Annotated in this window: 18 protein-coding genes; 12 read left to right on the top strand and 6 right to left on the bottom strand. The window is 53.0% G+C overall.

The features are described from left to right. Positions 1 to 242 precede the first annotated feature (242 nt). The 9 genes from ACYU8Y_RS05890 to ACYU8Y_RS05850 all read left to right on the top strand — a co-directional run bounded on the left by ACYU8Y_RS05890 (position 243) and on the right by ACYU8Y_RS05850 (position 14,523). On the top strand, positions 243 to 1,541 hold the full coding sequence (locus ACYU8Y_RS05890; protein ID WP_460935143.1) for an MFS transporter: 1,299 nt from the start codon (positions 243 to 245) through the stop codon (positions 1,539 to 1,541). 70 nt (positions 1,542 to 1,611) lie between these two features. Continuing rightward, positions 1,612 to 2,904, top strand: a complete 1,293-nt coding sequence (gene gluP / locus ACYU8Y_RS05885) for a glucose/galactose MFS transporter (RefSeq protein ID WP_460935141.1) — start codon at positions 1,612 to 1,614, stop codon at positions 2,902 to 2,904. Beyond that, a complete protein-coding gene (locus ACYU8Y_RS05880) occupies positions 2,901 to 4,448 on the top strand; it encodes a glycoside hydrolase family 28 protein (protein WP_460935139.1) in 1,548 nt (515 codons plus the stop codon). Before gluP ends, ACYU8Y_RS05880 begins: the two co-directional genes overlap by 4 nt. Continuing rightward, positions 4,445 to 6,952 carry a family 20 glycosylhydrolase gene (locus ACYU8Y_RS05875; RefSeq protein ID WP_460935138.1) on the top strand — a complete coding sequence of 836 codons (2,508 nt, stop codon included), beginning with the start codon at positions 4,445 to 4,447 and terminating at the stop codon, positions 6,950 to 6,952. Before ACYU8Y_RS05880 ends, ACYU8Y_RS05875 begins: the two co-directional genes overlap by 4 nt. Next, positions 6,939 to 8,183 (top strand): hypothetical protein, encoded by a 1,245-nt coding sequence (locus ACYU8Y_RS05870; RefSeq protein WP_460935136.1) that lies wholly within the window; start codon positions 6,939 to 6,941, stop codon positions 8,181 to 8,183. The genes ACYU8Y_RS05875 and ACYU8Y_RS05870 overlap by 14 nt, the downstream gene beginning before the upstream one ends. Positions 8,184 to 8,233: 50 nt before the next feature. Beyond that, entirely contained in the window at positions 8,234 to 11,062 is a 2,829-nt protein-coding gene (locus ACYU8Y_RS05865) for a TonB-dependent receptor (RefSeq protein WP_460935134.1), read from the top strand. Between the two features lie 45 nt (positions 11,063 to 11,107). Further along, complete coding sequence (locus tag ACYU8Y_RS05860; protein WP_460935132.1) at positions 11,108 to 11,884, top strand: glucosamine-6-phosphate deaminase; 777 nt, start codon at positions 11,108 to 11,110, stop codon at positions 11,882 to 11,884. Positions 11,885 to 11,911: 27 nt separating this feature from the next. Continuing rightward, positions 11,912 to 13,822, top strand: coding sequence for a prenyltransferase/squalene oxidase repeat-containing protein (locus ACYU8Y_RS05855; protein WP_460935130.1), 1,911 nt, complete (start codon positions 11,912 to 11,914; stop codon positions 13,820 to 13,822). Positions 13,823 to 14,160: 338 nt separating this feature from the next. Further along, positions 14,161 to 14,523, top strand: a complete 363-nt coding sequence (locus ACYU8Y_RS05850) for a DUF4180 domain-containing protein (protein ID WP_460935128.1) — start codon at positions 14,161 to 14,163, stop codon at positions 14,521 to 14,523. Positions 14,524 to 14,729: 206 nt separating this feature from the next. Here ACYU8Y_RS05850 and ACYU8Y_RS05845 read toward each other — a convergent pair whose 3' ends face one another. The 3 genes from ACYU8Y_RS05845 to ACYU8Y_RS05835 all read right to left on the bottom strand — a co-directional run bounded on the left by ACYU8Y_RS05845 (position 14,730) and on the right by ACYU8Y_RS05835 (position 17,626). Beyond that, positions 14,730 to 16,049 (bottom strand): aminotransferase class V-fold PLP-dependent enzyme, encoded by a 1,320-nt coding sequence (locus ACYU8Y_RS05845; RefSeq protein WP_460935127.1) that lies wholly within the window; start codon positions 16,047 to 16,049, stop codon positions 14,730 to 14,732. 214 nt (positions 16,050 to 16,263) lie between these two features. Beyond that, positions 16,264 to 17,088 carry a 1,4-dihydroxy-2-naphthoyl-CoA synthase gene (gene menB, locus ACYU8Y_RS05840; RefSeq protein ID WP_460935125.1) on the bottom strand — a complete coding sequence of 275 codons (825 nt, stop codon included), beginning with the start codon at positions 17,086 to 17,088 and terminating at the stop codon, positions 16,264 to 16,266. A gap of 79 nt (positions 17,089 to 17,167) precedes the next feature. After that, positions 17,168 to 17,626 (bottom strand): DUF2452 domain-containing protein, encoded by a 459-nt coding sequence (locus tag ACYU8Y_RS05835; RefSeq protein WP_460935123.1) that lies wholly within the window; start codon positions 17,624 to 17,626, stop codon positions 17,168 to 17,170. A 120-nt stretch (positions 17,627 to 17,746) separates the two neighbouring features. Between ACYU8Y_RS05835 and ACYU8Y_RS05830 the strand changes: the two genes are divergently transcribed. The 3 genes from ACYU8Y_RS05830 to ACYU8Y_RS05820 are packed head-to-tail and all read left to right on the top strand — an operon-like array spanning position 17,747 to position 20,143. Next, on the top strand, positions 17,747 to 18,214 hold the full coding sequence (locus ACYU8Y_RS05830; protein WP_460935121.1) for a QcrA and Rieske domain-containing protein: 468 nt from the start codon (positions 17,747 to 17,749) through the stop codon (positions 18,212 to 18,214). Between the two features lie 54 nt (positions 18,215 to 18,268). Then, a complete protein-coding gene (locus ACYU8Y_RS05825; RefSeq protein ID WP_460935120.1) occupies positions 18,269 to 19,375 on the top strand; it encodes an AMP-binding protein in 1,107 nt (368 codons plus the stop codon). Positions 19,376 to 19,402: 27 nt separating this feature from the next. Continuing rightward, the gene (locus tag ACYU8Y_RS05820; protein ID WP_460935118.1) at positions 19,403 to 20,143 is read left to right on the top strand and encodes a hypothetical protein; all 741 of its coding nucleotides are present in this window, start codon (positions 19,403 to 19,405) and stop codon (positions 20,141 to 20,143) included. Here the strand turns inward: ACYU8Y_RS05820 and ACYU8Y_RS05815 are convergent. From ACYU8Y_RS05815 to ACYU8Y_RS05805, 3 genes are all read right to left on the bottom strand, one after another. After that, positions 20,140 to 20,805 carry a class I SAM-dependent methyltransferase gene (locus ACYU8Y_RS05815; RefSeq protein ID WP_460935116.1) on the bottom strand — a complete coding sequence of 222 codons (666 nt, stop codon included), beginning with the start codon at positions 20,803 to 20,805 and terminating at the stop codon, positions 20,140 to 20,142. The two genes, ACYU8Y_RS05820 and ACYU8Y_RS05815, sit on opposite strands and share 4 nt — an antisense overlap. 212 nt (positions 20,806 to 21,017) lie before the next feature. Beyond that, positions 21,018 to 23,495, bottom strand: a complete 2,478-nt coding sequence (locus tag ACYU8Y_RS05810; RefSeq protein ID WP_460935115.1) for a hypothetical protein — start codon at positions 23,493 to 23,495, stop codon at positions 21,018 to 21,020. After that, positions 23,479 to 24,579 (bottom strand): hypothetical protein, encoded by a 1,101-nt coding sequence (locus tag ACYU8Y_RS05805; protein ID WP_460935113.1) that lies wholly within the window; start codon positions 24,577 to 24,579, stop codon positions 23,479 to 23,481. The genes ACYU8Y_RS05810 and ACYU8Y_RS05805 overlap by 17 nt, the downstream gene beginning before the upstream one ends. Between the last annotated feature and the right edge of the window lie 12 nt (positions 24,580 to 24,591).

Raw genomic sequence — 24,591 nt, 5'->3', positions numbered from 1 at the left:
ACAATAGATCATTTCACCAGGTCGTACATACCCAAAATTTTAACCAAGTTTTTTCTTAATTCCCTTCAAGCTTAAAATTGTTTGTATATTTACGGGTACGTACCCGCAAATCGAGTGATTTCCTAAAAACACCCCTTTTTATCTGTGATAACTGGGGCAACAACCCGCCGTTAATCAATGGGCGTATAACGTCCAGATGCTGCGTCTGCTAAACGAACGATACACCGACTAACTTGATACGAATGGTAGAGACAACCCAAACCCGGACACGCATTGGTACTTATCGCTGGTTTATCTGCGCCATGCTGTTTGCCGCGACCACCATCAATTACCTGGACCGGCAAATTCTGGGCTTATTAAAACCGACCCTGGAGAAAATTTTCAGCTGGACAGAATCCGATTACAGCTACATCGTCATGGCCTTTACGGCAACGTACGCCTTTGGTCAGTTGCTCTATGGGCGCGTCATTGACCGCATCGGCACCCGATTGGGTTACCTTATTTCGGTGAGTGTCTGGAGCATCGCAGCCATTCTGCACGCGTTCGTCCGTACGACATTTGGTTTTGGTCTGGTGCGGGCCTTGCTGGGCGTCGGCGAATCGGGGAACTATCCGGGCGGGGTGAAAACGGTGGCCGAGTGGTTCCCCAAAAAAGAACGGGCGCTGGCCATCGGGATTTTCGATTCGGGCTCCAACATTGGTGCCTGCGTTGGTCCGATTCTGGTGCCTTTTATCCTGGCGATGTACGGCTGGCAAATCGCGTTTATCATTACGGGTTCGCTGGGGTTTATCTGGCTGCTGGTCTGGCTGTTCGTTTACGACGTTCCGGCCCGGCAAAAACGGCTGACCCGGGCCGAATACGACTACATTCACAGCGATAACGAAGTAGAAGACGTTTCAACCGGCAGCGTATCCTGGGGGAAACTGCTCCGGCTACGGCAAACCTGGACGTTCATTGCCGGTAAATTTTTCACCGATCCCATCTGGTATTTTTTCCTGTTCTGGCTCCCCGCTTATTTCAATGCCTCGTTCCACCTCGACCTGAAAAAGCCCAGTCTACCCCTGGTGATCGTTTACACAGGTACCATGATTGGCAGCATTGGTGGGGGCTATCTGTCGTCGTGGCTGATTCAGAAAGGATGGCCCGTTTACAAAGCCCGCAAGATGGCGCTGCTCGTATCGGCCATTGCCGTCGTCCCCATTCTGATTACCCGCTACACGACCGACATGTGGGTGGTGGTTTCGCTGATCAGTCTGTCCGTAGCTGCCAATCAGGCCTGGAGCGCCAACATCTTTACCATCGTGTCGGATATGTTTCCCAAACGGGCCGTGAGTTCCGTGGTGGGACTAGGTGGTATGGCCGGGGCCGTTGGTGGCGTCCTGTTCGAAAGCCTTATTGGCTACATTCTGGACGTATTCAAAGCCTCGGGCAATATCGTGGTGGGCTATAACATCATTTTTCTGGTTTGCGGCAGTTCGTTTCTGCTGGCCTGGCTAGTCATCCACTGGCTCACCCCGAAAATGGAGCCGGTCAACCTGTAGATGCCTCGCTAACCACGGATCAATCCGACTGAACAGACCCCATTCTAACGCCCGCTAATCGAAGCCCGACATGGAAAATAACCTCACCATTCCGCAGACCACCACCGGTAGCTATACGCGACAGGTGATGATTATCGGCTTCTTCTTTTTCACCTTCGGCTTCGTCACCTGGGTCAACGGAACGCTCATTCCGTACCTGCGCATTGCCTGTGAACTGGAAGAGTGGCAGGCTTATCTGGTCACCTTCGCGTTTTACATTTCGTATACGGTCATGGCGCTGCCGTCCAGCCGGATTTTGCAGGCAACGGGTATCATCCGGGGCATGCAGATCGGCCTGCTCATTATGGCTTTTGGCTGCCTGTTGTTCGTTCCGGCGGCACTGCTCCGAACGTATCCGTTGTTTCTGACCGGTCTGTTTGTCGTTGGAGCCGGCACGACCTTGCTTCAGACCGCCGTTAACCCCTACATTACCCGACTCGGTTCTCCCGAACGGGCCGCCCAGCGCATCAGCATTATGGGCATCTGCAACAAGTTTGCCGGTATTCTGGCCCCGTTGATCTTAGGCGCTATTATTCTGAACGATTCCGACGGCCTACTCCAGGAACTCGCTCAGTTGAACCCGACCGACCGAGCCGCCCGACTGGACGAACTGGCCCGCGCGGTCATCGATCCGTACCTGGTTCTGACGGTACTCCTCGTCGGCATTGCGTTTGCGCTGAAATTCGCCCACCTCCCCGAAATTGAACTCCCCGACGCTACGACGAATCAGCCATTACCCGCGATCAGCAGTCGCCAGAAAAAGGAATTTGCAGCTGGATTTATGGCTATTTTCGGAACGGTAGCCGTCGAGGTGATTGCGGGCGACACGATCAGCAACTACGGTATCTATCAGGGCGTTCCACTGAACACGGCCAAAGAGCTAACGTCCTACACCTTGGCCGCGATGCTGGCGGGCTACGTATTCGGAGCGCTGTTTATTCCCCGGCTGATCACCCAGGGCAAAGCGTTTTTGTACTCGTCCATGCTGGGCTGCATCCTGATTTGTCTGGCCGTGTTCATGCCCGGACAAACCTCCATTGCGTTCATCGCGCTGCTGGGCCTGGCCAACGCGCTGTTGTGGCCCGCCGTCTGGCCGCTGGCTTTACATGGATTGTCGGGGCGGCTCTTGAATCTGGGATCGGCGATCCTGATCATGGGGATTGCGGGCGGGGCCATTTTGCCGCTGGTGTACGGTTGGCTGGCGCAACTAACCAACAACCAACTAGCCTACCTGCTGCTGGTGCCCTGCTATCTGTACAACATCTATTATTACGTCTCACGAAGCCGGATGATCAATGCTTCGCCAAACCCGGCCAGTCTATGAAACAGTTTCTGCTTAGTACACTCGTTGCCCTCGCTACAGTGGCCCATGCAGCCGATGTCAACGTAGTATCGTTCGGTGCCAAAGGCGATGGCAAAACCGACAATACCGTCGCCATCCAGAAAACCGTAGACGCCTGTGCGAAATCGGGGGGCGGTTTGGTGATGTTTCCCGCGGGTAATTTCCTGACTGGCACCATTCAGCTCAGGAGTCATGTCGTGCTTCACCTGTCGGCGGGTTGTCAGATTACGGGTACGACCGTGTTGGCAAAATACCCCTACCAGCAGCATGGGGTCAAGTTTTACGGGGCCGAGTGGGCCAGGCAAAGTTTGATCTACGCCCATCAGGTGGAGGATGTAGGCATTGAGGGTTACGGCACCATCGACGGACAGGGGGCCAGTTTTGCGACCACGACGCTCAAAAAGCCCGACCGGTACCGGAACCGGCCTTATCTGTTGTGGTTCATTGCGTGCAAAAAAGTCCGGGTGAGTGGGGTCAATCTGCGCAATTCGGCTTTCTGGATGCAGCACTACCTGGGGTGTGAGGACGTGAGCATCAATGGCATCAGCATCTGGAACCACTCTAACAAAAACAACGACATGATCGATATCGATGGCTCGCGAAACGTGACCATCCAGAATATCAAAGGCGATTCGGACGATGATGGGCTGACACTGAAAAGCACGTCTCCCCTGATCTCGGAAAATGTAACGGTGATGAACTGCGTACTAAGCAGCCATTGCAACGCGCTGAAGCTGGGCACCGAATCGACGGGGGGTTTTCGGAACGTAGTGATTACGAATTGCGTCATCAAGCCCTCGGCGCAGAAAGCCACCATTTACGGAAAACCGGCGGGCATCAGCGGGATTGCCCTCGAAATGGTGGATGGGGGCGTTATGGAAAACATATCCATCAGCAACATCATCGTGGAAGGTCCCGAAGTGCCCATCTTCATTCGGTTAGGCAACCGGGCGCGCAGGTACGACGAACAGGCTTCGGCACCGGGGCTTGGGCGGGTGCGTAACATTCGCCTGTCGGGCATCACAGCTACGGGTAGCGGCAAAACAGGCTGTTCCATTACGGGCATCGAAACCGCCAAACTGCGGGAGATCAGCCTGAACGACATCACCATCGACGTTGCGGGCGGGGGCGAAGCAGGCGATATGACCAAATCAGTCCCTAAACTGGACGATCTGTATCCCGAAGCAACGATGTTCGGTACGTTACCCGCCTACGGTTTTTACATCGCCCACGCCGAAAACGTCCAGCTTAGCAACATTCGCTTTACCTGCCTGAACCCCGACAACCGACCGGCTCTGGCACTCGACGACGTAACGGATTTCACGCTGGACCGACTCACCCTGCCCACGACGGCAGAGGCCGGGGCTGCGGTGTACGTAGCGGGCGATAGCCGGGGAACCATCCGCCACAGTACGGCCTCCGGCCCGGCAAAAAGCTTCCTGGCCAAATCGGGAAATCAGACGCAGGTGAAGCTGATCGAGAACGACCATCCGCAGATCCGGATCCCGGAAACAACGATCCAATGAAACGAGCCATGATCCTTTTACTGGGACTACTGATCGGTTTCGTACTGACGCCGGGAATAGCCATGACCGTTCCGGTGCTGCCGTATCCGCAACAGGTTACGGCAGGCAAGCCGATGCGGTTGCTTCCTTCAACGCTCACGTTCGCAGGAACTGGTGTTGAATCGGGCATCGTGAGTCGACTTACGGCAAACTGGCAGCTTCTGAAAAATGAGCAGCCTGCCAGAGGTGCTACTCAAACCGTAACCCTTATTTTATCCGGCAAATCAGCCAAAACAAACGCATTAGCCGAATCGTACGTACCCGGCTGGTCGGCGAAAGTCGGTCCCGAAGGCTACATACTGGTGCTGAATGCCAGGCAGAAATTGATTGCGGCCAACACCGAAACCGGACTTTTCTACGGATTGCAATCGCTGAAACAACTCACCCGCGCGGGCTGGCATCAGGAACTGGTCATTACGGACTGGCCATCGTTTCCTGATCGGGGCATTTACGACGACATCAGCCGGGGTCCAACGCCCAAGGTCAGCACCATCAAAAAGCAGATCGAACGGCTGGCGGAGTTGAAATTTAACTCACTCTCGTTCTACATCGAGCACGTGGTTCAGCCCCGCTCCTACCCCGATTTTGCCCCCGCCGACGGAAAGTTAACGCTGGACGACATTCGGGAGCTATCGGCCTATGCCGCCAACTTTCACATGCAGTTGGTCGGCAGTTTTCAGTCGTTCGGGCACTTCGCCAACATTCTGTCGCAGCCGAACTACCAGTCGCTGGGCGAAACTTCCACGATGATTTCTCCGCTCAATCCGGAAGCGAAAACGTTTCTGGCGAGCGTCATCACGGAGTTGTGCGGGGCCTTCAATTCGCCCTATTTCAACGTCAACTGCGACGAAACCTTTGATCTAGGCAAAGGCAAATCCAAAGCCTATGTCGACAGCGTGGGCGTAGCGAAATACTACGCCGACCACATCCTGTTTCTGTACGACGTGCTGAAAAAACAGAACAAACAACTCATGATGTGGGGCGACATTGCGCTGCAACACGAAGAGATTCTGGACCGGCTGCCCAAAGACATCATTTACCTCACCTGGGAGTACGGCGACCAGAAATCGTACGATACGTGGATACAACCCTTCGTCAGGCGGGGGCTAAAATTCATCGTTTGCCCGGGCATCGTCAACTCCAACCGGCTGTTTCCCGACCTGGTCATGGCCAAAGGGAACATCAGCGGTTTCCTGAAAGCCGGTAAGCAGGCGGGCACGTCGGGGGTGCTAACAACCATCTGGGACGAGGGGCCGATGTGCTTTTTCCACAGCGACTGGTACGGCGTGTACACAGCTGCCGAAAAAAGCTGGAACGTCGATCAGGCCGGGACGGAGTCCTTCAACGAACGCTACGAACGGAATGCGTATGGAACGAGCAACGGGAATTACGTGAAAGCCCTCTTTACCCTGATGGAGCTTCGGAGTATTCCGCTGACCTACAACCTGGCCGAGCAAATCTGGCTGCAAAAGCTCCTGCCGGATAGCGGCAAGCGATTGATTCTCAATAATCAGGACGTACCGAAAGTCCAGGCGATTGTCAACAAGGGGTTAACGTACGCCAATGCCGCCGAGCCAAAAGCCAATCCTACCGATGGGCAGTTTCTGCAATTCACGCTGCGTCAATATCAGCTATTGATGGACTCCCGATTGGTATTGGCCCAGGCCGCCGATACGTATCGAACGGCCCAAAGCCAGCACAATGCCGCAAGCTTATCCATTATCATTGAGGCCATTTCAGGCTTGCAGGCCAGGTATCTGGCCTTAAAAGAAACGTACCGCAGCTTGTGGGAAGCCGAAAATCAGCCCTACTATCTCGCCATCAATCTGAAAGGATTCGACACTAAAATTAACCAGTTGCAGCAGCTCAGCACCCGATTACAGACGCTCGTTTCGTCATCGACTAGCCTGCCTTCTGTTACGTCGATTGGGCTGGACATCAAAGCCAGCAACGCCTTCTACTTCCAGAACTGGCTTCTGACAGGGCCGTTTAAAACGTCTGCTACACCCCCTTTTCTGTATTCCGAAGACCCTGCCTACAACAAACCACCCAAGCCCGGCGACATGGCCCAATTCGGGGGCAAAACCTACCGTTGGATGAAATACATCTCGCAGGAGGGCGGTATCATCGATCTGGGTGATTACTACAAAACCACGTCAGATGCGGTAGCCTATGCCTACTGTTCCATCACGACTGATAGCGCTCAGACCGTTACGGCGCTGCTGAGCAGCCAGGCGGGTGAGCTATTTGTAAACGGCGTTCAGATGAAGGCAACCGGATCGGCCAACCAGGACGAGACGCCGTTCGCCATAAACCTGACCAAAGGCGTCAACCACATCCTGCTCAAACTGCCCGCTTCGTCTTCCTGGACGTTCACTTTTCGACTGGATACCCCGAAACCCATTACCAATCATAAACACAAGTATTCTTTAAATGCCAAAACCTCCGTTCATGAAGCCGATTAATCGACTCGTTAGTATAGCGGCCTGGGGTATCCTGGGCCTGCTATCAAGTGCCCATGCTCAGGTGAAGAAAGAGGTCGCCGTGAAGGCCATAAACGATATGGCGACCTACATATCGACCACTATGCTCGATGAACAGGGAAAGTCGCGCTGTGACTATAACCTGACCGAAGGCAAATGGTACCCTTATGAAGTGCCCTGGCATACCGGTCAGGCGGTGTACGCAATGCTGGCAGCTTACAAGCAAACCAAAAACCCGAAGTGGCTGGCGACGGCCCGTAAAGCGGGCGACTACTGGATCAGTCTGCAAATCAAAGACCACCCCAAACTGAAAGGCATGCTGGGCGCGGTTCACGGCGACGCCATCGGCGATTCGACCATCGTGTTTGCGACGATTTCGGACGGTACGCCCGGCATTTATGAATTGACCCGCGTAACCGGCGACAAAAAATACGCGCAGGTAGCCACCACAGCCGCCGAGTGGATGCTGAAAAATATGTACTACCCCGAAAAAGGCGTTTGCTACGACGCCGTTGATCTGGGTACGGGTGTGGTCGAAAAAGAACGTAGCGAATTCTGGAAGAATAAAAAGGAGCAGTCGCTCTACGACGTTTCGCGGCCCAACATTGAAGGGTGGATTTTTCTGGATGCCTACGATTTCAACAAAAATAAAGCGCTGTTAGACGCCCACATCAACCTGGCAAACAAGCTTGTCGAGCTGGAAGAAAATGGGTTATGGATGCAGTTCACCCCGAATACAAAAGAAGAAAACTCGTTTCATCCACGATTTAACCTTTGGTATGCCGAGTCGCTGATTCACACCTGGCAGAAAACCGGCGACAAGAAATACCTGGAAGCCGCTGCCGCTACGGCCCGTACCTACGCCAAAGCCCAGCAAAAAGACGGCACCATCTACTACGTCAATTATACCGATGGCAAGGCTCCCGACCGCAGTTCCATCACGGGTTCGGCGGTGGCGATGGCCGGTATCGTCTGGATCGAATTGGCCAAGGCCGGGTATAAGGAATTCCTGCCCCATATCGAGAAATCGGCAACCTGGATTATCCAAAATCGGTACAGCATGGATCACCCCGACAAAAACCTGCGCGGGGCCATTCTGGAAACCCGGATGCGCGGTCGTAAGGATAAAATCTGGCTCGTCAACCGGGACATCGGCACCAGCTTCTCGATCCGTTTCCTGGCCGACTATCTGAATTTTAAGGGTAATAACTAACGAACCCGCCGAACGTATTTCCTCCCACTTTCTATAAAACCGTATTGACTATGAGACATTCTACTGTTCATTTACTCCGGTTATCCTGTCTGATTATCCTGCTTTTCGTCATCAATGTAGTATCGGCCACGGCGCAGACCAAAGGAATCGTTCGTGGTAAAATCATGGACGAACTGGGTGGTGCCCTGCCGGGTGCCTCCATTCGAATCAAAGGCACGACGCAGGGTACCGTCACCAACCTGACCGGCGATTATACCCTCAGCGACATTACGCCCGGCACGGTCAATCTGGAAGTTTCTTACATGGGTTTCAAACCGTACGATCAGCCGGTTTCGGTTACCACGGGCGAAACAACCGTGCATAACATTACGCTAACCAGCGCCACCAACATGCTGAAAGGCGTAACGGTTACGGGGATTATGGAAGGGCAGCAAAAGGCGCTGAACCAGCAACGGAATGCCGATAACTTTAAACAGATCGTATCCGCCGACCTGATGGGTCGCTTCCCGGATCTGAACGTAGCGGAATCGTTGCAGCGGCTCCCCGGCGTAACGATTGGCCGCGAACAGAACGAAGGATCGACGGTACAGCTGCGCGGTACGCCGGGCAACTACACCAACATTAACATGAACGGCGAACAGATCATGGGAACGCAGGAACAGGGGCAACGGAACGCCCAGCTTGACCTGATTCCGGCCAACGTGCTGTCATCGATGGAAGTGGTGAAAACCCTGACGCCCGACCTGGACGGCGACGCCATTGCCGGGGCCATCAACATGAAAACGCCGACAGCCGTTAGTCTGAAACCCCGTATTTCCGTCGATCTGGCGGCTGGCTACAACAAGCTGCGCGATAAGGCGAATGGCATCGTCAACCTGAGCTATAACCAGCGTTTTTTACAGACCGATAAAAGTCCGAACGGCAAATTAGGCCTGGCCCTGTATGGCAGTTATTACCGCACCAACAATGGCTACGACGAGATCAACGCGCAGGTATGGCAATCGAAAGATTTTAATGATGACCAGGGTTCGATTCTGTTCCCGACCGACATCCGGATCATTCACCTGAACAACCTGCGGACACGTAAGGGTCTTACCGCCACGATTGATTATAGCTTTAACCCAACGGCGTCGATTGTCTTCAACGCTACGTATACCAATCTGGATAACGACGCAGAACGCTACCGCAAACGGACGCGGATGCAGACGGCCAACACCACCCGTAACAGCGAGGGGATCTACACCACGACGCGGGGCCGGGGCTACAATGAGTACCTGAATCGCAGCATTAACAACGGCAACTTTAACATGAGCCTGGAAGGCGAAAAACAGTTTAGCCGGTTGAAGCTAGACGGTGGGTTATTCTATACCAAATCGTTACTCGAACAGATGGCCAATACGTACAATTACATCACCGGTAACGTCCCATTGACAATCGCTCAGATAGCGGGCGATTACATTCAGGCCACCGGCTCAACGGACGCCAAGAACAACGCTTCGCTGTATACATACAACACCATCGAAGCCAATAACTACAACAGCGAGGGCACCAACTTCGTGGCCCGCCTGAATGGTACGTATAACTACAAGATTGGTGCTAACGACGCGTATGTCAAAGCCGGTGTCAAGATGAAACGGATGCATAACAAACGGTATCGGCCCAGCTACAGCACATCTACGTACAACGGCCCGGCTGCCACGGGTAACCTGACCAACTTTCTGGGCGCTGCCGAGCTGGACGATCAATTGCTCGACAACAACCTTACGTTTGGCCGGGCCGTGGACGGCGATGCGACCGCCAGTTTTCCGATCAATAACCCCAATTATTTCCCCACCAGCGCGGCACTCAATCAGGTAGCCATTGACACGTATTTCTACGACGCCGAGGAGAACGTAACATCCGGCTACGTCATGAACCGGATTCAGTTTAAAAAGGCCATGCTGTTGGGTGGACTGCGCGTAGAACAAACGGGGGTTAATTACAATGCGAGGCTGGTCAATCAGGATGCGCAGGGCAATTTAACCTCATCGGTACCCACCAATTCGGTATACAGCTATACGAAGTTTCTGCCCAACCTACAGGCGAAATACGACGTAGCGCCCAACACCATTGCGCGGGGTGCCCTGTCGTTCGGCTATTCCCGGCCGAACTTCAACGAACTTGTTCCGAGCCGGGTTGTCAGCATCCTGAACGCTACGTTGACCGACGGCAACCCGGATCTGCAACCCGCATCCACCACGAACTACGACATCTCGTTCGAGCATTACCTGAAAAATCTGGGGATTCTGTCGGTGGGTGGTTTTTATAAGCACATCACGAACTTCCAGTACAACAGCGTCGTCACGCTGACGGGATCGGAGTTTCCGGGGGCCAGCAACTACCTCAACTACCAGTATTACAAAACCTACAATGGCGACGTAGCGACCGTGTATGGCCTTGAGCTAAACGCCCAGACGAACCTCACGTTTTTGCCTGGTTTCCTGAAAGGAATTTCGCTCTACGCCAACTATACGTACGTTTATTCCCGGGCCGATGCGCAGTTGCGGAAAGGTCTTCGCTTGCCGGGTCAGGCCGACCACACCGCAAACGGCTCTCTGTCGTACACCTACAAAGGGTTCACCGTACAGGGCAACGTCAACTACAATGGAGCTTACACGGTTTTCCTCGGGGCTAACGATGCCAACGACGTCATTCGCGCCGAACGCGTTCAGCTGGACGCGAATGCTTCGTATCGAATCACGAAAAACCTGACGGTTTACGCCGAAGGGACCAACCTGCTCAACTCTCCCCAAACGGATTACCTGGGCGTCCGGTCGCGCATATACGCCAAACAATTTTATGATTACACCGGCCGGGCCGGCATCAAGTATCGTTTCTAATGGACTGATGGTCCAGCGTTTTTTGTCATTCTTCTTTTTCATTCCATGCAGCAATTAACTGTAGACAAACTTTCCGTTATCATTTTTCCGAATCGCCAGCAAATGGGTCAGGCGGCCGCCACGGATGCGGCCGCCTGCATCCGGCAACTTATCACGGAAAAGGACGAGGTCAATATGGTCTTTGCGGCCGCTGCGTCGCAGAACGAATTCCTGGACGCGCTCGTCGCTGAACCAGACATTGACTGGTCCCGGATCAATGCGTTTCACATGGACGAATACACCGGCTTATCCCGATTTCATCCGCAACGGTTTGGCAACTTCCTATATGGAAAAATCTTTGGTAAAGTACCTTTCAAGAACGTATTTTACCTGAACGCAACGGGTCAGGACAATCCGGACGAATGCGACCGGTATAGCGCGTTGCTGGAAGAGCACAAGACGGACATTACCTGTATGGGCATCGGCGAAAACACGCACCTGGCGTTCAACGACCCGCATGTAGCGGATTTCAATGATCCACATCTGGTTAAAATCATCGACCTCGACGAGCCGTGTAAGCAACAGCAGGTCAACGACGGCTGCTTCCCATCGGTCAGCGACGTTCCGCCCTTAGCGTATACCCTCACGATACCTGCTTTGCTCCGGGCACGGTATATTTTCTGTATGGTACCGGGGACAAATAAAGCCCCGGCCATTAACCACACGTTAACCGAGCCCATCACGGAAACGTACCCCTCGACCATACTCCGTACCCACCCGAATGCCCGACTATACCTGGACGCGGACAGTGCCGCCCAGATTTCAGAGGCCAGTAACCCATAGATGAGCTTATCCCGTCGTCTCTCATTTATGGCTACCAGCGTCTTTCTGCTGACCCGTCGTAGTTCCAGACTACTGCTTTGGCTACTGGGTATGGGTCTGCTTTGTCTGGCCACGCGACTGAACGCTCAGGTAGTTTCGCCCCGCGCGCTGTACGCCGAGGTGTTACTCGATATGACCAAAGCGTTGGTGGAGCGGCAAAACAAACACAGTGGCCATCCCGACCACGGCGGTATCTGGTGCGCGGACGGGAAACTATACCACACCCGGGCGGCCGAAGCGATGTATCCATTTGCCGTGGCCTACACCATCACGCAGCAGAAGGTCTATTTACAGGCAGCCATTCGGGCGGGGAACTGGCTGATCCGGCAGCAGCAGCCGGACGGCAGTTGGAAAGAAACCCCCGAAGCGTGGACCGGGACAACGACAGATCAATTACTGATGATGTTGCTCACATACCCGTACGTGCAGTCATCGCTCAGGGAAGCCGAAAAAAAGAACTGGCAATCAGCCATGCGAAAGGCCGCCGACTATCTGAACCGGGTGATGAGCCCCCGCTTTGCCAGTATCAACTACGTAGCCACAACAAGCGCCACCCTGGCCAAAGCCGGGATTTTCTTCAACGAACCGGCCTATCTGACAAAAGCGCGCCAGTTGGCTCACCTTACGGTAGCTAAAATGGACGAGGATGGCTTCATCAACGGGGAGGGCGGTCGCAGCTTCGGGCAAAAAATGGGCGTTGATCTGGGCTACGATATGGAAATGTCGCTATGGGGACTGGGGTATTACGCCCGCCTGACAAAGGATGACGTAGTGAACGAGGCCGTACAATTGGCCCTAAAAAAACACCTGAATTTCATGTACCCCGATGGGTCGATGGATGGTTCATGGGGCATTCGCTCCAACAAATGGACTACGTATGGCAGCGCAACATCGGACGGCTGCGTTGCCTTGTTCGCGATGCACGCAGACGAAGATCCAGCGTATAGTACGGCCTCCCTGCTGAATCTGAGATACATCCAATCCTGCACCCGACAGGGCATCCTGGGGTATGGGCCGCAACACGCCGAGATTTTTGGCCGCGAGATGTGCATTTACCCTACGTTTACCAAAGCGAAGAACATTGCCTTTGCGTGGGAGTTGGACAGTGCTTCGCACCGAACGCTTGCGCCTTTGCCTACACAGTTAACGGGCTGGACCCATTACTACCCAACGTTGAATATCGCGCAAGTACGAACGAAATTATGGATGGCCACCATCACGGGTTACAATTATAAAGACTATGCCGCCCGCTCAAAAAGCAAGTACATGCACCGGCCAGCGGGCGGAGTCATATCGAATCTGTGGGTACAGGATTACGGCTTTTTACAGGCGTCCAGCCAAACCGTTTATTCGCGTCCGGAGCCGATGTCATTCCCCGACGCACCCGACCTACTCCCCCTCACGCCCCGGATCGAGTATACCGACAGCAGTGGTTATTTCACAAATTTATACAATTTCGATTGCCAGTTAACGGTCGATACGTCCCAGCGAGCAACACCCCGCATTTCGGTCCGGGGCGAACTTTGTGAGAAAGACTGGATGGCGGGAAGCGTATCCTATCACATGACGTATCAGTTTACGGATACGTCGCTGACAAAAACGATTCAGCTACGGTATCACGATGGGCAGCCCGTTATCAACATCATTGAGCCGTTCATTCAGTATCCGGACGCCCGTTTTGTCCAGACGGATTCCAATACGGTATTGATTACGGCTAAGAACAAACGGTTCGAGTTCAAAGTACACTCCGCTAATACGTTAATAACACTTGGCACCAACGCCGACCGCTATGGGTGGCCCTATCCGGCCCTGAAAGCCTATCCCATTACACTGACCGTTCAGCCCCCAACGTCAGGCTGGTCAACGACGGTTGAATATCAGGTCCGTTTGCTTCCCTGACAGCTGCTTAAACTGATACGCGATTGATACATTGACCATACATCATCAACATTCCCAAAAATCGCTCCTACTTGAGACGAACAAGACAACTTTCTGTCTGTTTCAAAACTGGGCCGTTTATCAGTAAGCACTGTTCATTACCAAGTTCAATCCTGCTTAGATATGATCTTAACAAAGGCACTACGATTGGATTGCTGCCGGTTAAGAAATCAGGAATTGAGTATCCGAAGAATGAAAAAGTTGACGTGGCTTGTTTATCTCCTCAAAAGCTGGTTTGGGTTGATGGGGTAGCGTCTTGGTGACAGCTAGCACCTTCTACTACAGAACATATTAGTCCAATGGAAATCGAAACGCATCAAATCAAAGACACTAAAATTGCCGAAGTCATTTCAGCAGGCATACTCATTAGAACCATTGAAGACGGTTCAGATTTGTTAGGCAATTTATACTACCAAGACTACGACAAGATCATTTTGCATCAGCAAACTATCACCCCGGAATTCTTTGATTTAAAAACCGGATTCGCTGGCGAACTTCTTCAAAAGTTTTCAAACTATCGGGTTCATCTGGCTATTGTGGGTGATTTTAGCCAGTATTCAGGTAAAAGCTTCAAGGCTTTTATGGTTGAGAGTAACAAAGGGGGACAAATTAATTTTGTTGGTTCCGTATCAGAGGCTTTATCCAAACTCTCCACTCACTAAACAAAATCTGATGGCTGATGCTGGTAGATGCATTTGGGTCGCCAGAAGTTGCCTCCTCCAGTAGGGCGTATTTGAAGAATCAATATAAGCAAATTTGGGCAAGAATCCTGACAAATTTGTCCCAATATTTGATCAAAACTAAAGCCTTAGTTGCTTAACGTGTAAATCTGCCCCGTTGGAAGAAGGCCATAAACATCAAGACAACATCAGCTTTTTTTCTGCTTTCCGGCCACAACCTGTTTCTCGGCAATGGCGGTGATCGCCGTCACGAGCCGGTCGAGATCTTTAGGTGTATGATACACATGGGGCGTTACCCGAACGCCGTGAATGTTTTCCCAATCGATGGGCGATGTATGAATCTTGTATTTACCCAGCAACTGACTTTCTACCTCCCCGGATTTCATACCGTCAATGGAAAACAGAGCAACGGCTCCGGCATATTCCGGCTTAAGCGATGTATGGATTTTTACCCCCGGTAGCTCCCGAACCCGCTCCATCCAGTAGTTTTTCAAGTAATGCGCCCGGGCAAACTTACGGGCGGTGCCGATGCCGTTGTGAAAATCAATAGCAGTGCCGATGGCCATCTCCGAGGCAAAGGAACGCGTACCTAAACTCTCGAATTTACGGATGTCGGTTCCGTCGGGTTCATTGTTCGAGAGCAGCGCCCATACGTTGCGGATCTTGTTCTGGCGAATGTACAACATACCACTGCCGAAGGGCGCACAAAGCCACTTATGGAGGCTGGTGGCGTAATAATCAGCCCCGAGGTCGGGAATTTTAAAGTCGAATAATGCGAAGGAGTGAGCCCCGTCGGCAATCACCTCAATGCCGCGCTTGTGCGCTTCGTCGGCAATTTTCCGAACGGGCAACACCTGCCCTACCCAGTTAACGACATGCGTGATATGCACCACCTTTGTCCGCGGGGTGAATGCCTTTACAAACTGCTCGACAAGGGCATCCTCGTTTTCGCTGGGCAAATCCAGGTTCAGGTAAACCAGCTTTACGCCATCCCGTTTTTCCCGCTGTTTCCAGGCGTTGAGCATGTTTGGATAATCCTGCCTGGTCAACACGACCTCGTCGCCGGCTTTCATGTTCAACCCGAAGATCACCGTATTGAGCCCTTCGGTCGCATTTCGGTTGATGGCGATTTCTTCGGCGGAGCAGCCTGCCAAATCGGCCAATTTCTCGCGCAGGGTTTCGCGCCCCTGATCCAGAATACGCCACATGTAATAGGATGGTGCTTCGTTGGCATACTGATAAAACCGAATATGTGCATCCTGCACCACTTTTGGCTGCGGGCAAACCCCGCCATTGTTGAGATTCAGTAACGTTGGCGAAACGGTATATTCCGATTTCACCCAGGCCCAAAAGTCCTCATCCTGCGCCCACTCGGCAGCCGATTTCAACACCCTATCGGCGGTTTCGAACGGACGAGCGTAAGCATCGGGCAGGAAGGACGGCAAGGTGAGCGCTCCGGTCAGGGCAGCTCCGGATTGTCGAAAAAAGGTTCGGCGAGACGTTGGCATAGTTTGGTCTGGAATTGAGGATGAGCGAGCTACAGTAAAGCTACTGATTTTCCTGACGTTACGCCTATCCCTGCTGAAAACGTCCCATTCGCCCTAGTTTATTTCCTACTCCTATTTCCCGGAGGCATCGCTGTTTCGAGGTAATTGATTCAACCGCTGGCTTACCATAAAAAACGTCCGACTTTTCAGCCGGACGTTTTGTTCTATCGTCGTGTTAAGGAAACTTCGGAAATTTACTAAAGTCGGGTTTCCGTTTTTCCAGGAAGGCGTCTTTTCCTTCTTTCGCTTCCTCGGATAAATAATAGAGCAGGGTGGCATCACCCGCCAGTTGCTGAATACCCGCCTGTCCGTCCAGTTCCGCATTGAACGATGCTTTGAGCATCCGCAGGGCTAGTGGACTTTTTTCGAGCATCTTGCGGCACCACGAAATGGTCACTTCTTCCAGCTCGTCGAGTGGCACAACTTTGTTGACCAATCCCATATCCAACGCTTCCTTGGCGTCATACTGGTCGCAGAGGAACCAGATTTCACGGGCTTTTTTCTGACCGACAACCCGCGCCAGATACGACGCCCCAAACCCACCATCGAACGAGCCCACTTTAGGGCCGGTCTGCCCAAAACGGGCGTTTTCGGCGGCAATACTCAAGTCACAAACGACGTGCAGGACATGCCCCCCTCCGATTGCATAACCGGCAACCATCGCCACTACCGGTTTTGGTATACGTCGAATCTGCATTTGCAGATCCAATACGTTCAAACGGGGCACTTTGTCCTGGCCAACATAGCCACCGTGCCCACGAACGGACTGATCGCCCCCCGAGCAAAAGGCTTCTCCGCCTTCGCCGGTCAGGATGATCACGCCCACGCGCTCGTCCTGCCGCGCCAGTTCCATCGCTTCCGACATTTCGGTGACCGTGAGGGGTGTAAAGGCATTGCGCTTGTGCGGCCGGTTGATACTGATTTTAGCTATACCGTCGTAATAGCTGAACAGAATTTCCTGGTATTCCTTTATCGTTTCCCAGGGGTAGTTGCTTTGCATAAATAAAGAGTGAAAGTGCGAAAGAGTGAATGAGCGAAAAAGCGGCCCTTTTAACACGCTCTTTCGCTCATTCACTCTTTCACTCATTAAAGGAAACTTCGTGATACTGCACGTCCCAGGTGTGGTCGGCCATCATCCGAACGGTGGCGAGGCAGCGTTCGAACGGGAACTTGCGGCCCCATTCGGTGGGGCCGATCATCGACAACAGATCGGTGCCGTTTTTGCGTTGATAGAAATAATAGGTATGCCCGACAACGGGTTCAAAACTCATCTGGGCGGAATAAATTCGCTCCGATACTTCGACCCGGTGTCGGATCGCCGTAGCCTGTTCGGCCAGCAACTGCATTTGCTTGTACAGCTGGCTCAGTTGCATATCCGTTTGCTCGCGCATGGCGGATACTGCCCGACCCGTGATTTTCCCCTTGTCTTCGGGCCGAATGACAGCGCCACCGGCCGTGTGCGCGTAGGCCAGCAGGCCCGGTGCTTCGGCAACTTTATCCGGCGAAATGGGATTGACGAATACTTTTGCTTCTTCCATAGTTCTTGATTGGGTAACCGCCCGGCAAACAGATTTGTTTGCTGTCGTTGAATGACAAAAAATAACGCATATTTACACCGTCAAACAGGCGAAACGCCACAAAAGTACGCTAAAACCGGTATGGAAACCACCCTTCACCCAATGGATAATGCGTTAATGCCACGCCACGAATTTTTTCGCCTTGTCGGCACCAGCATTGGCGCTATTCTGTTGTCGCGCTGCATGGCAGGCTGCGCTGGCATGGGAGACCCTGACCCTACGCCTGACCCCAGTCAGAAAGTTGATTTCACCCTTCATCTGGACGATAAACTAAACGCCAACCTCCTGGTCAAGGGGGGTTATGTGACAAGCAACGGTGTAATTGTCGCCCAAACCAAAGATGGTCAGTATGTTGCGGTATCGGCCAACTGCACCCACCAGGGCACCGAACTGACCTATAAATCGGTTGAAAATCAGTTCTACTGCCCCCTCCATTTATCGCGGTTTGACACCACGGGTAAAGTGATTGTTGGTCCGGCAACCTTGCCCCTCACCCAGTATACGGTTGAGTTAAATGCGGCCAACCGGACGATACGGGTGCATAATTAACGGATGACTGATCGACAAAAAAGATCATTCTTCGGCTCAGCACGCGACTAACCAATGCTCGTTAACCCTGTATATCCCGACACCTGGCCAGCTCCACAAACGCCTTATGAGGCCGAAGCGCTGGCTTTTTGCCGGGCCTGGCTGGCCGATCAGCAACACTTCACTCTCTTCACTTCCGGTTCGACCGGAACGCCCAAGCCCATTCAGCTTACTCGAGCGCAGATGAAAGCGAGTGCCCACCTAACTGGTCAAACACTTGGTTTGCGGGCTGGTGACCCGGCTCTCGTCTGCCTGAATACCCGTTATGTAGCCGGCATTATGATGCTCGTTCGGGGCCTGGAATTAGGACTACCCATGACGATCCTGGAGCCAGCCAGCAATCCTTTGACTGGGCTAGACCCGGCCAGCCAACGGTTTGCGTTTACGGCCCTCGTTCCACTGCAGTTGCAGACCATTCTATCAAATCCAGAGCCCAAAAGCAGAGCGGATCAAGTAACTATCCTCAACAAAATGAAGGCCATTTTGGTGGGTGGAGCCGCTACGAGCCCGTCTTTGGAGCAGGCACTACAAGAGATTGACGCCCCCGTCTACGCCACTTATGGCATGACCGAAACCGTTTCGCATATTGCTCTCCGTCGACTTAACGGTCCCGATGCGAGCAATTTATTTACCGCCCTCGCGGGTGTCAATCTGGGTATCGATGCGCGCGAATGCCTTCATATTACGTCAGCCGCCACAAACTTTGAGCGCATCCAAACCAATGATGTAGTCGATCTGATAACTGATACCAACGGTAAAGGTCCAAAATTCAGGTTGCTTGGCCGAGCCGACCGGGTAATCAATAGTGGTGGCGTTAAGGTGCAGCCTGAGCCAGTCGAGTTGCTGATTCAATCGGTGCTGGCTACCAATAAAACTACTTCCGACAGACCGATACCCCGCCTGTTTGTAGCGGGTTTGCCCGATGAGCGACTGGGACAACGGATGGTGCTGATCATTGAGCAGGAGTTGATCGACGCTGACCAGTGGCAACGCATCCAGCAGGCCGTTCGGGAGAGGATTGGCCCGTATGCCGTACCGAAAGAACGCATCACTATAGCCCAATTTGCCGAAACACCTACGGGTAAAGTGGATCAGAAGGCGACGATAGCGCAAATAGGTTAACTTTGCGCACTTGTTAACCGACGCGTTATGTCATTCAAAAGTCTTCACATTCGCTACCAGACGGCCCGGTCGCTTCCTGCCCCCTATTCGTATTTTTACACGCTGTCCAGTACGACCGTTGCCGCGAACGCCGTACAGGTGGATCTTGCTATTACCTATCCAGATCGCGAAGACATCGACGACGACGAGCTGATCGCGGAAGGGTACACGCGCGATGACGACTATGCCTGGTCGGGACGGCTACCCCGAGCCTGGTGGGATTCGCTGGCGGCTTTGGTACGCAAAACCCGCTTACAACCGTTGAATGAGGAAGACCTGGATGAAGAGGATGATTTCTGGGCTATCACCATCGAAACGGATAGTAGCAAAAAAATTTCGGGAAGGCCCGAAAACCCCGACGACTGGCAATACCTGATGCAGGAGTTGATTCAGGCAACGTATGAAGCCATGGGCCGCGAGCGACCTTTTGAGCTGACTTACCTGAACCTGAGCGACCCCAGAGAAGACCAGGAACTCCGGCTGACCGCTTCCTTCGCCGAACGAACCGTCAAGCTAACAACGGTTGAAAACCAGCGCCAACAAGCGAAAACACTCGCCTGGCCGACATTGCAACACGTGATGAGCCAGGTCTACAAGTACGATTATGACCCGGACGATGCGCAACTGAAACGCCCCAAACGCGACGGCCAGTGGCTAAATCTAGGCACCGAAGAATGGTATGAAATCAGTAATTATCGGGCCCTGGGAAAGCTCTTTCGGGATCTTTAGGGGTGGGTTTGTGTAGCCTGACGTATCCACACTTCGGCTGACACCATACCGCCCACCTGAGCGGTACGCTCCCTCAGGGACAAATTTGCATTCCGTAAGCCTTGCTGCCAGTTTACCAGTCGGTTGGCTTCAATACCAGCCGTTAGCCGAAAAAAGCAGATCATTACCCACAAAAGCACTTTCTGCCACCAGGCAGGTGGCTGAATGAAGTCGGTAACCAGCCACAACCCGCTTGGGTTGAGTACGTTCAGGAGGGGCGGGATAATTTGGTTTTGCAGGGTCGTTTCGGTGAAAAGATCCAGAACAAAGGGGGTAATAATCACGTCGAACGACTCCGTTGGCAACAGGGCCGTTTGGTCGCCGACCCGAAAATCGACGAACCCTGTAAGTGATTTTCGGATCATCCGCCGACTGGCGCGGGCCACCATTTTAGGCGACGTTTCGAGATACACGATCCGGTTGGCCGTACCGCGCATCAGGAGTTGTTCCAGTAACCAGCCCGTTCCCCCTCCAACCAGCAGGACGGAGGCACCGGCTGGAATTCGGTCCAGAAAAATCACCTGCGCCCGTTGTAATTGATGGCCAAACACCAGAAACGCAAGGGCGTCGTAGATGGGGGCCACCCAGTTAAAATCCCCTCCAACGTTTGGTTTAGCGTGCATATGTGGGGTAGAAAAGTGGGCTATAAGGATGTTTTTCACACGGTTCAAACGCAGGAAACCAAATCCAAATTTGATTGTTTTTTGTCATTGCGACGATAGGAGGAATCTCATACTTGACTAACGGAGAACTCAAGATTCCTCCTATCGTCGCAATGACAAAAAAGAGCCTGGTTTTATCTAGAAGAGAATTTAGGCAGCTTCGTTATGGCTCACTACTCCTCGCCAAACGTCAGAAAATCCTTGTACATGGCGCATTCCCGAATCATTTCCTTATCGAATAAGCTTCGTCTGTGATTGTTGTAAAAATCGGTGTAGGCGCTGGCGTACTTCGTCTTGCGCAACACCAGCATATTTTTCACAAATGCTGGATCTTCCTCATACACATACCCATTACGGATTTGCTCAATGGAGCGCTGTACGGCAAACGCATGGGCTTCGCAACGGGCGGCCATATAAGCCGAGCGGTCGGCAAGGGCGAGGGTTTTAGCCGCCTTTGCCGATTGCTCAAAATACGCTTTTGCCTGTGATGTTGTATAATAATCCGTATTCATCAGTACATCGAAGCGTTTCTGTTTGGCAACGGGGTCGGTCGGCACATCATAAACGGGCGGTTCTCCCGCGCTCCAGTACGACTTCACGAGCAGCCAGGCATTGCCATACCAGCTCAGATTCCAGGCTCCGCACCCCAGTTGATAGTATAACTCAGCCGCCTGATCGCCCGTAGCGGATTTCGCCTGCGTCTCTAAATCGGCCATGCGTCGGGCAAACTGCGCTGGCGTGTACGGATTAGCCCGCGGTTCTGCCGGAAAGTTTACCCCTGTCGAAGTCGCTGCGGTTTTGGTTGCTCCCGTTTGTTCAGTGGCTACGAGTCGGGGCATTTTTATGGCGAACGGGTTCGTGTTGAAGTAGCGCGTGAAGGGTTCCGTCTGCCACTGTTTAGGGTCAACTTTACCAAACGCTTCGGCGGCTTCGGCATAATGGTGCTCCATCATCAGCCGACGACCAAGCAATAGCGTCAGTTGGTCACTGGTCAGGGTTGATAACCGGATCAGTCGTTTGTCAAAGTCCGTTTGATTTGGCTGACTGATATACCGAATTGTTTCCCGAATAGTAGCTGCCGAAACCGTATCGTCGACGGCATGCAGCTCGGTTGTGCTCTCAAAATAGGTACCGGTACCGGGTTGGGTTGTCAGGATGGTAAACAGATAGGACTTGGCCTGATCAGCGCCATTTACCGGCTGCGTTTTGGTCCGGCTACAGCTCGACAGCCAGCCGCGTTTGGGCGCGTCCTGGTACTTGTACTTGCTGGCAAACTGCTTACATACGGTAATGTAGGCGTTGTTGATCCGAAAATTTCCGGTACTGTCGAAGGCTTCCAGATAGCCAATTAACTGATTTTCCGTTTCGGGTGTAATGACATCCGTCTGAGCCGATAACAGGAGCATACGCTGTACGGCAATCTGCGTTGTCAACACCGTGTTGGCTGGAGGCAACAGAGCGGCCTGGTCAAGATGCGTTTGAGCCGCGACGTAATCTTTGCCCAGGTAGTCCAGGTACGCAGCCGCCGTGTACCAGAAGGCTGGGTTAGCCAGTGCTTTATTATTGGCCGATTCGAGCGCAAACGAACGTAGTTTTTCGAAATACGAAGGTGCCTGGCTTTTCCGGTTGACAAATCCCAGCGAATCAGGCGTCTGGGTCATGTTGTTATGGGTATACTCGTCGTCGGTCATGAAAAAGTAGTATTCATTCCGATTGATCTCCCGGGCCATGATCAGTTCGATCAACGGATTTTTGGGCGTCAGCCGAACAACTTCCTTTAGCATGGCCAGCGCATCGGCTCCTCCGAGCGGAATGCCTGGCTGAATGGCACAGAGCGCGTAGACGGCGGCCCGCTCCCCGTCCGTTTTAGCATACTCCAGCGCCTTTTCCCGAAACTGGATACCGTATTTCCGAAGGCTCGTTTCGGCAGCCTTCCGGCGCGATGGACACCGGTCGAATACCTGCGCGAATTCATAAATAGCCATCGCCGTATCGCCCAATGCCAGGCTGCCCCCCGCCCGCCGACACAAGCCCCAATCGCTGATAAACGTCTTTTTAGGCAATGAACCGATCAGTTGATCGTAGAGTTGCTGCGCCTGCTTAGGGTCGCCCAGTTCGCTGGCAAGCTTTACCGCCTGAAAAGCATATCGTTCCTTCAGGAAGGCGTCTTTCGTTGTCTGATACCGTTTTTTAGCCTCATCAAGTTCCTGCGGTACGTTTGTGCTATCGACCTTTAACGCGTTGGGATTCCAGAGAGGCCCCTGGCCATTGTCGGCTGCCCAGGCGAAAGTTAAATACGTGAGCGCATCCGGGTTCTTCTGCGCCAAACTCGCTGTCAGTACCCGAACGGCGGAGGGCTCTTCGTCATATATTGCCCGGCTCATCAAGGTGGCCCGAAGCGTACCTCCCGTATACTTTACCCAGGCATCTATGTTCTCGTCAACCACGGGAGCCGGACTCTCCCCATACTGCGCAGCGAATTCGGGATCATTATAAAACTGCGGGGTAAAGATGTATCGACTGTCCTCCGGCTGGGTATTGCCCGCTTCGGGCATGAAAAAACTCATAAACTCGTTGGGATCAAACGAGGGGCCGCAGGCAAAGCCTATCAGCACAAAAAACAGTAAAGCGGGCCTACGGTAGCGGCCCATTGCCAAGAAGTGTTTGAAGCGTTTCACGTGAGTAAGCAGCTAATGCCGTCGAATCGAGGTGGTACAAAGCAAATGTAATCCGTTGGTTCCGAATCAGGCGCAAGAGCCGTTTTTTTTCATTCACCAGGGTTTCCGCCCTGACGGCCTCGGCCCGAAACAAATCTCCCCGTTGGATGGATAACCCCAGCGCGACGGTGTCACGCGTGGCCACATACCGCATGCTATCGGCTTGCGGGGCCAGAAATGGGCTGTTCATCAAGGCTTTGCGGTCGACATTGTTCAGAAAGGTGAGAAAGCGATTGTGCCGGTATACGACCGTCCAGCGAAACAGGGGCCAAACAACATCCAGCGGCAAGGGATAGGTAGGCACAAAAGACAAGTATTGATCCGCCACGTCAGTGTCATAGATCGAGTTGCGCGTATCGGCCCGTTTCCAGTCGGCTACGTTATACAGCATGAGCATCCCGCGCGAAACGGGCGGTATACCCGTTTGGTCCGTGTATTTGATTTGATGCAGCCGGATGGTTGCCGTAAGTGGACAGGTAAACTGTTTAGTCAGCAACGTGAGCAGCCGAAAATACCGATCGCGGGTTCGGGGACTCCAGTCGCAGTCGAACTGCACTTCACCGAAACCGATCTTGTTCTGCTGGCTGATTTGGGTAACAGCCTGTTTAATATGGGTAGCCAGCTCAGCCAACCCGGCAGGCGACAGGTTCAGGAGTGTCCGATTGGTGATAAAGACGACCGGCACCACGGTTCCAATGGGTTTCTGTCGGAACCGCACAAACGCTTTGGGCACCGGCCGATGCGTTCGGGCTTCCCAATCGACGTCGAAAAAATGGAGATACAGCTTCTGAACGTGCAGCGTCTTCAGAAGATCAAGTTCCGGGCGGGTTGGCGCATAAGTCGATTTCCAGTGATAAAAAGCAGGCGTAACGGTAGCTGATGATTCCGCTTTCTGCCGTTCGGTAGACTGGCAGGACAGCCCTAAAAAGCAACTCACCAGTAACCAGAAGGCCGACCAAACGCGGAGGCATTTCGCTTGCGTTTGGCCGGCCTCTACCCGGATACATTGACCAATCATTCTACAAACTAT

The organism is Spirosoma humi (genome assembly GCF_054776575.1).
The sequence above is the reverse complement of the archived record's forward strand: the minus strand, read 5'-3'. Positions and strand labels throughout refer to the sequence as shown.